This window comes from Enterobacter cloacae complex sp. R_G8 (genome assembly GCF_024599795.1).
GTDB lineage: Bacteria > Pseudomonadota > Gammaproteobacteria > Enterobacterales > Enterobacteriaceae > Enterobacter > Enterobacter dissolvens.
Map to the genome: position 1 here is coordinate 3,231,627 of NZ_CP102246.1, position 13,472 is coordinate 3,245,098.

General features: G+C 53.8%; 12 protein-coding genes. 8 read left to right on the top strand and 4 right to left on the bottom strand.

Annotation, left to right across the window (positions count from 1 at the left end; all coding sequences use genetic code 11):
• Positions 1-17 precede the first annotated feature (17 nt).
• The 4 genes from purB (at position 18) to NQ842_RS15375 (ending at position 4,860) form a co-directional block, all read left to right on the top strand.
• Positions 18-1,388, top strand: coding sequence for an adenylosuccinate lyase (purB, locus tag NQ842_RS15360; RefSeq protein ID WP_014831475.1), 1,371 nt, complete (start codon positions 18-20; stop codon positions 1,386-1,388).
• 123 nt (positions 1,389-1,511) lie between these two features.
• Positions 1,512-2,183 (top strand): two-component system response regulator PhoP, encoded by a 672-nt coding sequence (gene phoP / locus NQ842_RS15365; RefSeq protein WP_014831474.1) that lies wholly within the window; start codon positions 1,512-1,514, stop codon positions 2,181-2,183.
• A complete protein-coding gene (gene phoQ / locus NQ842_RS15370) occupies positions 2,184-3,647 on the top strand; it encodes a two-component system sensor histidine kinase PhoQ (protein WP_014831473.1) in 1,464 nt (487 codons plus the stop codon). It abuts the gene before it with no gap.
• 91 nt (positions 3,648-3,738) lie between these two features.
• Entirely contained in the window at positions 3,739-4,860 is a 1,122-nt protein-coding gene (locus tag NQ842_RS15375) for a cupin domain-containing protein (RefSeq protein WP_194516372.1), read from the top strand.
• An 89-nt stretch (positions 4,861-4,949) separates the two neighbouring features.
• Here NQ842_RS15375 and pepT read toward each other — a convergent pair whose 3' ends face one another.
• Complete coding sequence (gene pepT / locus NQ842_RS15380; RefSeq protein WP_046888565.1) at positions 4,950-6,173, bottom strand: peptidase T; 1,224 nt, start codon at positions 6,171-6,173, stop codon at positions 4,950-4,952.
• 267 nt (positions 6,174-6,440) lie between these two features.
• Between pepT and potA the strand changes: the two genes are divergently transcribed.
• The 4 genes from potA to potD are packed head-to-tail and all read left to right on the top strand — an operon-like array spanning position 6,441 to position 10,219.
• The gene (gene potA, locus NQ842_RS15385) at positions 6,441-7,559 is read left to right on the top strand and encodes a spermidine/putrescine ABC transporter ATP-binding protein PotA (RefSeq protein ID WP_203462123.1); all 1,119 of its coding nucleotides are present in this window, start codon (positions 6,441-6,443) and stop codon (positions 7,557-7,559) included.
• Positions 7,543-8,400: a spermidine/putrescine ABC transporter permease PotB gene (gene potB, locus NQ842_RS15390; RefSeq protein WP_013097090.1), complete on the top strand. Its 858-nt coding sequence runs from the start codon at positions 7,543-7,545 to the stop codon at positions 8,398-8,400. Before potA ends, potB begins: the two co-directional genes overlap by 17 nt.
• Positions 8,397-9,188: a spermidine/putrescine ABC transporter permease PotC gene (gene potC, locus NQ842_RS15395; protein ID WP_046888567.1), complete on the top strand. Its 792-nt coding sequence runs from the start codon at positions 8,397-8,399 to the stop codon at positions 9,186-9,188. The genes potB and potC overlap by 4 nt, the downstream gene beginning before the upstream one ends.
• Positions 9,185-10,219: a spermidine/putrescine ABC transporter substrate-binding protein PotD gene (gene potD / locus NQ842_RS15400; RefSeq protein ID WP_014831469.1), complete on the top strand. Its 1,035-nt coding sequence runs from the start codon at positions 9,185-9,187 to the stop codon at positions 10,217-10,219. Before potC ends, potD begins: the two co-directional genes overlap by 4 nt.
• Positions 10,220-10,262: 43 nt before the next feature.
• Here potD and NQ842_RS15405 read toward each other — a convergent pair whose 3' ends face one another.
• The 3 genes from NQ842_RS15405 to nagK all read right to left on the bottom strand — a co-directional run bounded on the left by NQ842_RS15405 (position 10,263) and on the right by nagK (position 13,467).
• The gene (locus NQ842_RS15405) at positions 10,263-11,492 is read right to left on the bottom strand and encodes an EAL and HDOD domain-containing protein (RefSeq protein ID WP_014831468.1); all 1,230 of its coding nucleotides are present in this window, start codon (positions 11,490-11,492) and stop codon (positions 10,263-10,265) included.
• 226 nt (positions 11,493-11,718) lie between these two features.
• Positions 11,719-12,540 carry a Sir2 family NAD+-dependent deacetylase gene (gene cobB / locus NQ842_RS15410; RefSeq protein ID WP_046888570.1) on the bottom strand — a complete coding sequence of 274 codons (822 nt, stop codon included), beginning with the start codon at positions 12,538-12,540 and terminating at the stop codon, positions 11,719-11,721.
• 15 nt (positions 12,541-12,555) lie between these two features.
• On the bottom strand, positions 12,556-13,467 hold the full coding sequence (gene nagK, locus NQ842_RS15415) for an N-acetylglucosamine kinase (protein WP_014831467.1): 912 nt from the start codon (positions 13,465-13,467) through the stop codon (positions 12,556-12,558).
• Positions 13,468-13,472: the final 5 nt, after the last annotated feature.

Consider the following 13,472-nt stretch of genomic DNA (forward strand, 5'->3'; position numbering starts at 1 on the left):
TCCCGGAGTTGCGAATTATGGAATTATCCTCACTGACCGCCGTATCCCCTGTCGATGGACGCTACGGCGATAAAGTCAGCGCGCTGCGCGGGATCTTCAGCGAATATGGCTTGCTGAAGTTCCGTGTTCAGGTTGAAGTACGCTGGCTGCAAAAGCTGGCCGCCCAGGCAGCAATCAAGGAAGTTCCTGCTTTTGACGCCCAGGCAAACGATTACCTTGATAAAATCGTTGCTGACTTTAATGAAGAAGATGCTGCACGCATCAAGACCATTGAACGTACCACCAACCACGACGTAAAGGCGGTTGAGTACTTCCTGAAAGAGAAAGTGGCGAGCGTCCCTGCGCTGCATGCGGTGTCTGAATTCATTCACTTCGCCTGTACATCTGAAGACATCAATAACTTGTCTCACGCGCTGATGCTCTCCACCGCGCGCAAAGAGGTGGTTCTGCCTTACTGGCGTAAAATCATTGACGCGGTGAAAGCCTTGTCTGCGGAATACCGTGATATTCCTCTGCTCTCCCGTACTCACGGCCAGCCAGCCACCCCGTCCACAATGGGTAAAGAGATGGCTAACGTGGCGTACCGTATGGAGCGTCAGTACCGTCAACTGGAGCAGGTTGAAATCCTTGGCAAAATTAACGGGGCGGTAGGTAACTACAACGCCCATATCGCCGCCTACCCGGAAGTGGACTGGCATCAGTTCAGTGAAGAGTTCGTAACCTCTCTGGGTATTCAGTGGAACCCGTACACCACTCAGATTGAGCCACACGACTATATCGCTGAGCTGTTTGACTGCATCGCTCGCTTCAACACCATCCTGATCGACTTCGATCGTGACGTGTGGGGTTATATCGCGCTCAACCACTTCAAACAAAAAACCATCGCCGGCGAAATCGGCTCTTCAACCATGCCGCACAAAGTGAACCCGATTGACTTCGAAAACTCCGAAGGCAACCTGGGTCTGGCCAACGCCGTACTGCAGCATATGGCGAGCAAACTGCCGGTTTCCCGCTGGCAGCGCGACCTGACCGACTCCACCGTTCTGCGTAACCTGGGCGTGGGTATTGGCTATGCGCTGATCGCCTATCAGTCGACCCTGAAAGGGGTGAGCAAACTGGAAGTGAACCGCGATCGTCTGCTGGACGAACTGGATCACAACTGGGAAGTGTTGGCCGAGCCGATCCAGACCGTGATGCGTCGTTATGGCATCGAAAAACCGTACGAAAAACTGAAAGAACTTACCCGCGGTAAACGTGTCGATGCGGAAGGTATGAAGCAGTTTATCGATAGCCTTGCATTGCCGGAAGCGGAGAAAACCCGCCTGAAAGAGATGACGCCGGCGAATTACATTGGCCGTGCCATCACCATGGTCGACGAGCTGAAGTAATCCACTCCTCCCCCTTTTCGCCCGAAAAGGGGGCTGCTTTTTCCCCGGTTTACTCAATGTTTATCTCCACAACAACATAATCAGCGTTAAACTATTCATACTATTTACTCTGGGAGAAAGATGATGCGCGTACTGGTTGTTGAGGATAACGCATTGCTACGTCATCACCTGAAGGTACAGCTTCAGGAGATGGGACATCAGGTGGACGATGCTGAAGATGCAAAAGAAGCCGATTATTATCTCAATGAACACCTGCCGGATATCGCCATCGTTGACCTCGGGTTACCTGACGAAGACGGGCTGTCGTTAATTCGCCGCTGGCGCAGCCATGACGTCTCCCTTCCGGTACTGGTACTGACCGCCCGTGAAGGCTGGCAGGACAAAGTTGAAGTGCTCAGCGCGGGTGCCGATGATTACGTCACCAAACCGTTTCATATTGAAGAAGTGGCCGCGCGTATGCAGGCGCTGTTACGCCGCAACAGCGGACTGGCCTCACAGGTTATTTCCCTTCCGCCATTCCAGGTGGATCTCTCTCGCCGTGAATTCTCCATCAACAACGAAGTGATCAAGCTGACGGCCTTCGAATACACCATCATGGAAACGCTGATCCGTAATAACGGCAAAGTGGTCAGCAAAGATTCCTTAATGCTCCAGCTTTATCCGGATGCCGAACTGCGTGAGAGCCACACCATTGATGTGCTGATGGGGCGTTTGCGTAAGAAAATCCAGGCGCAGTACCCGCAGGATGTGATCACTACCGTACGTGGTCAGGGCTACCTGTTCGAATTACGCTAAATGAAACGAATTTTGCGGCACTTTCTGCCCCTTTCGCTGCGGGTTCGCTTTTTGCTGGCCACGGCAGCCGTTGTGCTGGTGCTATCGCTCTCTTATGGCATGGTGGCGCTGGTCGGTTATAGCGTCAGCTTTGATAAAACAACGTTTCGACTGTTGCGCGGTGAAAGTAACCTGTTTTATACCCTGGCCAGATGGGAAAACAATAAGATCACCGTCGAAATGCCGGAAAACCTGAACCAGCAAAGCCCGACAATGGCACTGATTTACAATGAAAAAGGGAAACTGCTCTGGGCGCAGCGTGATGTGCCATGGCTGGTGAAACGTATTCGTCCGGAATGGCTGAAAACCAATGGATTTCATGAAATCGAAGCCGACCTGAATACCACCAGCACCTTGCTGCGAGAAGATCGCTCTCTGCAGAAAAAGCTCAATGAGATCCGCGCCGATGACGCCGAGACGGAGATGACCCACTCCGTCGCCATCAATCTTTATCCCGCCACCACCAATATGCCTCAGCTCACCATCGTGGTGGTGGATACCATCCCCGTCGAGCTTAAACGCTCTTATCGGGTCTGGGGCTGGTTCGTGTATGTACTGGCCGCCAATTTGCTGCTGGTCATACCGCTGCTGTGGATTGCCGCCTGGTGGAGTTTGCGCCCGATAGAATCACTGGCGAAAGAGGTCCGTGAGCTGGAGGAGCATCACCGTGAGAAGCTCAACCCAGAGACCACGCGCGAGTTAACGAGCCTGGTGCGTAACCTCAACCGTCTGCTGAAAAGTGAACGCGAACGCTACGATAAATACCGCACCACGCTGACTGATCTCACTCATAGCCTGAAGACCCCGCTGGCCGTGATGCAAAGCACCCTGCGCTCCATGCGCAGTTCCAGGATGAGCGTCGATGAAGCCGAGCCGGTAATGCTGGAGCAAATCAGCCGTATTTCGCAGCAAATTGGCTATTATCTCCATCGCGCCAGTATGCGTGCCGGCAGCGCCCTGTTGAGCCGGGAACTGCACCCTGTGGCACCGCTACTGGATAACCTGACCTCTGCGCTGAATAAGGTGTATCAGCGCAAAGGGGTTAATATCAGCCTCGATATCTCCCCGGAAATCAGCTTTGTCGGCGAAAAAAATGATTTCATGGAGGTGATGGGTAACCTGCTCGATAACGCCTGTAAATATTGTCTGGAGTTCGTGGAGGTTTCCGCCCGTCAGACGGACAACGAGTTGCACATCATTGTTGAGGACGATGGCCCGGGGATCCCGCGCAACAAACGTGACGTGGTGTTTGATCGCGGTCAGCGTGCGGATACACTGCGTCCCGGTCAGGGTGTAGGGTTATCAGTCGCTCGTGAGATTGTCGACCAGTACGATGGCAAAATCGAAACCGGTGAAAGTTTGCTTGGCGGTGCCAGAATGGAAGTGATTTTTGGCCGTCAGCAGCCCACATCGAACGATAGTTAGCCCGTTATGTGAAAAATGCGCGGATCTCGCACCCAGGCTCCTGCGCTTCCGTTATAATCCGACTCAGTAAGAGCCTGCGGAATAAAAAAATATGGATTATCACTTAGCACTGAACTGGCCCGAGTTTATTGAACGTTACTGGCAGAAACGCCCGGTGGTTCTTAAGCGCGGGTTCAGCAATTTTGTCGACCCTATCTCGCCTGACGAACTGGCCGGCCTGGCCATGGAAAACGAAGTCGACAGCCGCCTGGTGAGCCACCAGGATGGAAAATGGCAGGTCAGCCACGGTCCTTTCGAAAGCTACGATCACCTCGGTGAAAATAACTGGTCATTGCTGGTGCAGGCAGTCAACCACTGGCACGAGCCGACGGCAGCCTTAATGCGCCCGTTCCGCGCCCTGCCCGACTGGCGAATGGACGATCTGATGATCTCCTTCTCCGTGCCAGGGGGCGGCGTTGGTCCGCATCTGGATCAGTACGATGTGTTTATCATTCAGGGGACCGGCCGCCGCCGCTGGCGAGTGGGTGAAAAAGTGCCAATGAAACAGCACTGCCCGCATCCTGACCTGCTTCAGGTAGATCCGTTTGACGGGATCATCGACGAAGAGCTGGAGCCGGGTGATATTCTTTATATCCCGCCTGGATTCCCGCATGAAGGCTACTCGCTGGAAAACTCCCTCAACTACTCCGTCGGGTTCCGCGCGCCAAGCGGTCGCGAGATGATCAGCGGTTTTGCCGATTACGTTCTGCAACGCGAGCTGGGCAGCCATCGCTACAGCGATCCGGATGTGCCTTCCCGCGAGCATCCGGCAGACATTCTGCCAGCAGAGCTGGATAAGCTGCGCGGCATGATGCTGGATCTGATCAACGAGCCGGAACATTTCAGACAGTGGTTTGGTGAGTTTATCAGCCAGTCACGTCACGAGCTGGATGTGGCGCCTCCGGAGCCGCCATACCAGGCCGACGAGATTTATGATGCGCTGCAGCAGGGTGACAAGCTGGTTCGCCTGGGTGGGTTACGCGTGCTACGCATCTGTGAAGATGTCTTCGTCAACGGCGAGAAGCTGGATTCTCCGCATCGCCCGGCGCTGGAAGCCATCGCCAGCCATCTGGTACTGACTGCCGATACCTTTGGCGACGCCCTGGAAGATCCCTCTTTCCTCGCCATGCTTGCCGCGCTGGTCAACAGCGGGTATTGGTTCTTTGAGGACTGAGTTGTAATGTATTGCCGGGTGGCGGCTACGCCTTACCCGGCCTACCTGTTCCCGTAGGCCCGGTAAGCGAAGCGCCACCGGGCGATGTCTTAACGCTTCGCGGTTAACTCCGCAATCCGCACAATCACCTTCACCGCTTTTTCCATCCCTTCCAGCGTCACAAACTCATGCTTACCGTGGTAGTTGTATCCCCCGGTAAAGAGATTCGGGCACGGCAATCCCATGAAGGACAGTTGCGAACCGTCGGTGCCGCCGCGAATCGGCTTCAGCACCGGTTCAATATCGCAGTCGCGCATGGCCTGCTGCGCGATATCCAGGATATGCGGATGCTCCATCACCTTCTCGCGCATATTGTAGTAGCTGTCTTCAATAATCAGCTCAATATAGCAGTCCGGGTGCAGCCCCTTACCCACCTTCTTCGCGATTTCCATCATCTTACGCTTGCGTGCTTCGAACGCTTTACGGTCAAAGTCACGCACGATGTAGTGCATCTGCGCGCTGTCCACCGTGCCTTTGATGCTGGTCAGGTGATAAAAACCTTCATAACCTTCGGTCTGCTCCGGGCTCTCATCCGCCGGGACTTCCGCATGAATACGGGATGCCAGCGACAGCGCATTTACCATCACACCTTTGGCGGAGCCGGGATGGACATTGTTACCCACAATTTTGATGGTCACGGACGCGGCATTGAAGTTTTCAAATTCCAGTTCGCCCACGCCACCGCCGTCAACGGTATAGGCCCACTGCGCGTTAAAGGCCTCGACATCAAAATGTTTCGCCCCCTTGCCCACCTCTTCATCCGGCGTAAAGGCCACACGGATATCACCGTGTGGAATATTTTTTCCTTTCAGCACCGCCAGTGCCGTCATGATCTCCGCGATACCCGCTTTGTCATCCGCCCCCAGCAGCGTTTTGCCATCCGTGGTGATCAGCGTCTGCCCCAGCAGCTGGTGCAGCACCGGGAACATCACCGGCGAGAGCACTTCGTCACCAATTCCCAGCGCAATGTCACCGCCACGGTAGTTTTCCACAATCTGCGGATTAACATGTTTACCGCTAAAATCCGGAGAGGTGTCGACATGGGAGATAAAGCCAATCGCCGGAATATCGCCGGAGACGTTGGCAGGCAGCGTGCCCATCACAGTGCCTTTTTCGCTCAGGGTGACATTGACCAGCCCCATGGCCTCAAGCTGCTCTTTGAGCAGATTTAATAACTTCCACTGGCCTTCGGTGCTTGGCACCTGGCGGACACCCGGTTTAGATTGGGTATCCAGCGAAACGTACTGTAAAAAACGCTCAAGTAATTTATCCATGCAGTCACCCTCACTTTTTGTGACAACATTATCAATAAGCATCAAAACGCAAATATTGCGTCAGGTCACTTTTATCCCGCAAACGAGAATATATTACGTTTATATCGTTGTACGTCAGTAAATGTAGCTTATGAATCAGTGACAAGGATTGGCGATTCCCGTGGTTTGCCGTAGAATGTCCGCCCTCATTACGAGTCACCAAGGTGGTTACACACAAACCCCGCTTCGGTCTGCTGCCCGGAGCGTCTATATGGGACAGCGCAAAAATTGAATACTCAATCCCGTTCACGTTCACCGCTGGTGCAACTGGAACGAATTCGTAAAAGTTTTGATGGTAAAGATGTCATTTCCGACCTCAACCTGACCATCAATGATGGTGAGTTCCTCACGCTGCTTGGCCCTTCTGGCTGCGGCAAGACAACCGTACTGCGCCTTATCGCCGGGCTGGAAAGCGTCGATAGCGGCCATATCCACCTTGAAAAGCAGGACATTACCCAGGTCCCCGCTGAAGATCGTCACGTTAACACCGTCTTTCAAAGCTATGCTTTGTTCCCGCACATGACCGTGTTTGAAAACGTTGCGTTTGGTCTGCGGATGCAAAAAACACCGGCCAGCGAGATCCCGCCGCGCGTAACAGAAGCGCTGCGAATGGTTCAGTTGGAGGAGTTTGCTCAGCGCAAACCGCATCAACTGTCTGGTGGCCAACAGCAACGTGTGGCCATCGCCCGTGCGGTGGTCAACAAACCGCGTCTGCTTCTGCTGGATGAGTCCCTCTCCGCGCTGGACTACAAACTGCGCAAGCAGATGCAGAACGAGCTTAAGGCCCTGCAGCGTAAGCTGGGCATTACCTTCGTCTTTGTCACTCACGACCAGGAAGAGGCACTCACCATGTCCGACCGTATCGTGGTGATGCGCGATGGCAAAATCGAGCAGGACGGCACGCCGCGTGAAATCTACGAAGAGCCGAAAAACCTGTTTGTGGCCAGCTTCATTGGCGAGATCAATATCTTCAACGCCACGGTTATCGAGCGTCTGGATGAGCAGCGCGTTCGGGCGAATGTCGAAGGCCGCGAGTGCAATATCACCGTTAACTTTGCCGTTGAGAAGGGACAAAAGCTCAACGTGCTGTTACGCCCGGAAGATCTGCGCGTCGAGGAGATCCACGGCAATGTGCAAGCCGAAGGATTGATCGGCTATATCCGCGAGCGTAATTACAAAGGGATGACGCTGGAATCCGTTGTCGAACTGGAAAACGGTAAGATGGTGATGGTCAGCGAGTTCTTTAACGAGGACGACCCGGACTTCGATCATTCGCTCGATCAAAAAATGGTGATTAACTGGGTAGAAAGCTGGGAGGTTGTGCTGGCTGATGAAGAACACAAGTAAATTCCAGAATGTGGTGATTGCCACGATCGTCGGTTGGCTTGTGTTGTTTGTCTTTTTACCCAACCTGATGATCATCGCCACCAGCTTCCTGACCCGCGACGATGCCCACTTCGTGGCGCTGGTCTTTACGCTGGATAACTACTCGCGCCTGCTCGATCCGCTCTATTTTGATGTGCTGCTGCACTCGCTGAATATGGCGTTGATCGCCACCGTTGCCTGCCTGGTGCTGGGGTATCCCTTCGCGTGGTTCCTGGCGCGTCTGCCGCAAAAAATCCGCCCGCTGCTGCTCTTTTTACTGATTGTTCCCTTCTGGACCAACTCCTTAATCCGCATCTACGGGCTGAAAATCTTCCTCAGCACCAAAGGCTATCTTAACGAGTTTCTGCTGTGGCTGGGGGTGATTGATACGCCAATCCGCATCATGTTTACGCCTGGCGCAGTCATTATCGGTCTGGTTTATATCCTGCTGCCGTTTATGGTGATGCCGCTCTACTCCAGCATTGAGAAGCTGGACAAACCGCTGCTGGAAGCGGCGAAAGATCTGGGGGCGAATAAGCTGCAGACCTTTATCCGCATTATCATTCCGCTGACGATGCCCGGCATTATCGCGGGCTGTCTGCTGGTGATGCTCCCGGCCATGGGCTTGTTCTATGTTTCTGACCTGATGGGCGGCGCGAAAAACCTGCTGATCGGCAATGTGATTAAGAGCCAGTTCCTGAACATTCGCGACTGGCCATTCGGCTCCGCCACCAGCATTACGCTGACGGTGGTGATGGGTCTGATGCTGCTGGTTTACTGGCGCGCTTCGCGATTGCTGAATAAGAAGGTGGAACTCGAATGATCGGTCGACTGCTTCGCGGCGGTTTTATGACCGCTATTTATGCTTACCTGTATATCCCGATTATCATTTTGATCGTGAACTCGTTTAACAGCTCACGCTTCGGGATCAACTGGCAGGGCTTTACCACCAATTGGTACAGCCTGCTGATGAACAACGACAGCCTGCTGCAGGCCGCGCAGCACTCATTAACCATGGCGATTTTTTCCGCAACCTTCGCCACGCTGATTGGTTCGCTCACCGCCGTGGCGCTGTACCGCTATCGCTTTCGCGGCAAACCGTTCGTCAGCGGCATGCTGTTTGTGGTGATGATGTCACCGGATATCGTCATGGCGATTTCACTGCTGGTGCTGTTTATGCTGCTGGGTGTCCAGCTCGGCTTCTGGTCGCTGCTGTTTTCCCATATCACCTTCTGCCTGCCGTTTGTGGTGGTGACGGTCTTTGCACGCCTGAAAGGCTTTGATGTGCGTATGCTGGAGGCTGCGAAAGATCTCGGTGCCAGCGAGATGACCATTTTGCGCAAAATTATCCTGCCGCTGGCCATGCCCGCCGTCGCGGCCGGGTGGCTGCTCAGCTTCACCCTGTCGATGGATGACGTTGTGGTCTCCTCTTTCGTGACCGGGCCGAGCTATGAAATTCTGCCGTTGAAAATCTATTCGATGGTGAAAGTCGGCGTCTCGCCAGAGGTGAACGCGCTGGCGACCATACTGTTGGTGTTCTCACTGGTACTGGTGATTGCCAGCCAGATTATTGCTCGTGATAAAACAAAATCTCAGGGGACAATGAAATGAAAAAAATGCTTGCCGCTGCGGCACTGGTGCTCGGAATGGGCGTCGCGCACGCTGATGACAGCAAAACACTCTACTTCTATAACTGGACTGAGTATGTGCCGCCGGGTCTGCTGGAGCAGTTCACCAAAGAGACGGGCATTAAGGTCATCTACTCCACCTACGAGTCCAATGAAACCATGTACGCCAAGCTTAAAACGTACAAGGACGGCGCGTACGATCTGGTGGTGCCATCGACCTACTTCGTCGACAAGATGCGTAAAGAGGGCATGATCCAGAAGATCGACAAGTCGAAGCTGACCAACTTCAACAACCTCGATCCGCAGATGCTCAACAAACCGTTCGATCCGAACAACGACTACTCCATTCCGTACATCTGGGGTGCGACCGCCATCGGCGTTAACAGCGAAGCAATCGATCCTAAAACCGTGACCCAGTGGGCCGATCTGTGGAAGCCTGAATACAAAGGCAGCCTGCTGTTAACCGACGATGCCCGTGAAGTGTTCCAGGTGGCGCTGCGCAAGCTGGGTTACTCGGGCAACACAACGGACCCGAAAGAGATTGAGGCGGCCTATAACGAGCTGAAAAAACTGATGCCTAACGTGGCGGCGTTCAACTCCGATAACCCGGCGAACCCGTATATGGAAGGTGAAGTGAATCTCGGCATGGTATGGAACGGCTCTGCCTGGGTTGCCCGTCAGGCCGGTACGCCGCTGGAGGTTGTCTGGCCAAAAGAAGGCGGCATCTTCTGGATGGACAGCCTGGCTATTCCTGCGAATGCGAAAAACGTTGACGGTGCCCTGAAGCTCATTAACTTCCTGTTACGCCCGGACGTGGCGAAGCAGGTTGCCGAGACCATCGGCTACCCGACGCCAAACCTGGCCGCCCGTAAGCTGTTGAAGCCTGACGTGGCCAACGATAAGTCGCTCTATCCGGATGCCGACACCATCAGTAAAGGTGAATGGCAAAACGACGTCGGCGATGCGAGCCGCCTTTATGAAGAATATTACCAGAAATTAAAAGCCGGCCGATAAGCGCCGCAGCCTGGCTCCTCACGTCGCCACGTCGTGAGGAGCGTTAACCCGCCGCATTTTCCCCCGCCCAGATCGTCGCCGTTCTCATGGCATCGACGACCTCGTCATCCGACAGTCCCAGCCCCTTAGCCATCCTGGCCGCCTCACCCCACTCCTGCTGTTCATAGTAGCGACACAGCGCCACCATGTCGGCTAACATGCCTTCCTGATGACACAGGGCATGGCTGACAGCCTGCGGCACCGCAATTTGCTTCATCAACTCCGCCATTGGCAATTCAAGCAGGGTATCGAGCAGAGAGAACAGGCCACACATAAACGCATTCTCCGCCAGCCCCGGCTCATGCATCTTCTCTGCAATCAGCTCACAGAATTTACCCCGCATCATACTCAGAGGATAAAGTTCGTCGACGGTGTCATTGCCGGCAGTGGCCAGCACCACCACCGCAACAAAGCGTCGCAGTTGATTTTCCCCGAGATAGCGGAGCACTTCGCTGAGCGTTAATTTGCTAAAATTGCAGACACCGACGTGTTTAAACGCCGTATGTTTCATATAACGCATGATTTTATAGGACAACGTGAGGTCGGTTTTTATTAACGACTCAATTATCCGAAAATCAGGTTTATTCCGCCCCACTTCCATCTGCAGGCGGAAAATCGCCAGTTGATTTTGCGATAAGCGCTTATATTTAATCACTTCAGGACGGCAGAAAAAGTAACCCTGAAAAAGCGAAAAACCTGCCTCGCGATAGTGTTTGAATTCCTCTTTAGTCTCAACTTTTTCAGCGAGATACTTTATATGGCGGGTCAGGTCTTTACGCGCTTTTAGATAATCCTGAATTTGCGCTAAGGTATAATTCCTGACATCAAATTTGAGAATAGAAATATAGGGCAAAAAGCGATCCCATTCCGGCGCGAGGGTGAAATCATCAAGCGCAAAGCGATACCCGTGCGCACTCATCTCTTTAACGGCCTGCAATAACGCCTCACCGGGAACCGCATCTTCAAGGATCTCGATAACGACGCTCTCCTTGTCCAGCGCTTCACCGCTGCGATCGATGACCATTCTGGACGGAAAGTTGATAAACGACGTCTGTGCCCCGGCGATACGCCGGGACGGGACACATAAAAAATGGTCGGAGATCATTCTGGATGTTGCAAATTCTGCCGATACATCCGGAAAACGGTTTGCCATCCCATCCCTGAAAAGCAGTTCATAAGCCACCGTATTCATATCCGGGTTAAAAATGGGTTGTCTCGCAATAAATCCGTACATATCCCATCCTCCTTATCGACGTTATATTTATTAGCATCCTCTTTCTACACTACGATAACGAGCATTATTAAGCACTATTTTGATTGAATGCACAAAATAATAGCATCCACACTAATTAACAGGACTTATATTTTGTTCCGTAATCACTGTTAATGGTAATTTCAGCGGACGCATGCATAAACGAAAAAGGCACCCGTTTAACAGGTGCCTTATCACATTATTGCTATTACAGACCTTTCAGCAGCTTATCAACAAACTCCGGTACGACCTCGCTTGCCAACCCGTAATGTTTCTCTTCAAACTCACTTCCCACCTGGCTCGGCTCAAGGTTCAGCTCTACGGTATGTGCGCCGTGCAGGCGCGCTTCGTGAACAAACCCCGCCGCCGGATAGACATGTCCTGACGTACCGATGGCGATAAACACATCCGCCATCGCCAGCGCGCTGTATATCTCATCCATCCCCAGCGGCATTTCGCCAAACCAGACCACATGCGGACGCAGACGCGCAGGGAACTGGCAGCAGTGACATTTATCCTCAGGCAGCACGTCCTCTTTCCAGTCCAGCACCTGGCCGCTCCATGCACAGCGCACCTTCAGTAGCTCGCCGTGCATGTGGATGATGTTTTTGTTGCCGGCTCGCTCGTGCAGGTTATCGATATTCTGCGTAACCAGCAGAAAACGATCCCCCAGCGCCTCCTCCAGCTTCGCCAGCGCCAGGTGCGCCGGATTAGGCGCTATTTCTGGCTGCTGAAGCTGACGACGGCGGGCATTGTAAAATGCCTGCACAAGATCCGGGTCACGGGCGAAGCCTTCTGGTGTCGCCACATCCTCCACACGGTGCTCTTCCCACAACCCGTCCGCGGCGCGGAAGGTTCGAATACCGGACTCGGCAGAGATCCCCGCCCCGGTCAGCACCACCACTCTGGGTTTATCCATCGCTTCTGGCATCATTCTGTCTCTGAAAAAGATCCGCTGACGCAAGCGCTCACGTAAGCGGCGTTTATTTTTGCGAAAACGGCTGAGTCGACCCTGGCGACGCGACAGCATAGTAACCCTCGTAAACTAGTCGGTGAGATGAAGGAATGCGGCTCCGCGCATGCCTCCTGCGTCCCCGTGCCGTGCGCGTTCGATACGCGGCACGCGGGCGACTGGCAACAGATGTCGGGGCAGACGCCCCGACAGCTGTTCCGTTATCGCGGTAAAGTTTGATAACCCGCCCCCAATCACCAGCAGATCCGGATCGACGATGGTCAGGATATTCCCCAGACACACCGCCAGCAGATCGAGATAACGTTCAACGTGCTCTCGCGCCTGCGCATCGCCTTGCTCCCACCGGGTAATGATCTGAGGGGCCTCAAGTTTCTGATGATAGAAGTGTTCGTAAAGCCATGCAAACCCGCGACCTGACAGGTAGTTCTCAATACAGCCATGCTGACCACAGCCACAGCGGGTAAGCGGGAAATCACGTCCCACGACCTCAAGCGCATCCACCGGCAAACGGATATGACCAAACTCTCCGGTGATATAGCTGCGGCCGGTGATGGGCTTGCCGTTGATGACAATTCCCCCGCCGACGCCGGTGCCGAGGATCAGTCCCATCACCAGAGGATATTGACGGAATTCATCATCCCAGGCTTCAGAGAGCGCAAAGCAGTTGGCATCGTTGTCTAAACGCACGTCGCGTTCAAGGAGAGCAGAGAGATCGGCGCGCAGCGGTTTGCCGCTGGCAGCAGGAACATTAGCGGCATACAGCGTGCCATCGTCGGTTTCAGGCATACCTGGAATACCAATGCCGACGCTGCCTTTCACACCAAAGCGTTCATCGGCCTGCGCCACCAGCGCGGCAATGGCGGTTAAAAATGCATCGTAGCTTTCTCGCGGCGTGGGAACGCGGGTTTCCCACTGCAGTTTGAGATCGTTATCAAACGCGCCGAGCGCAATTTTGGTGCCGCCAATATCAAATCCGTAATACATAACGC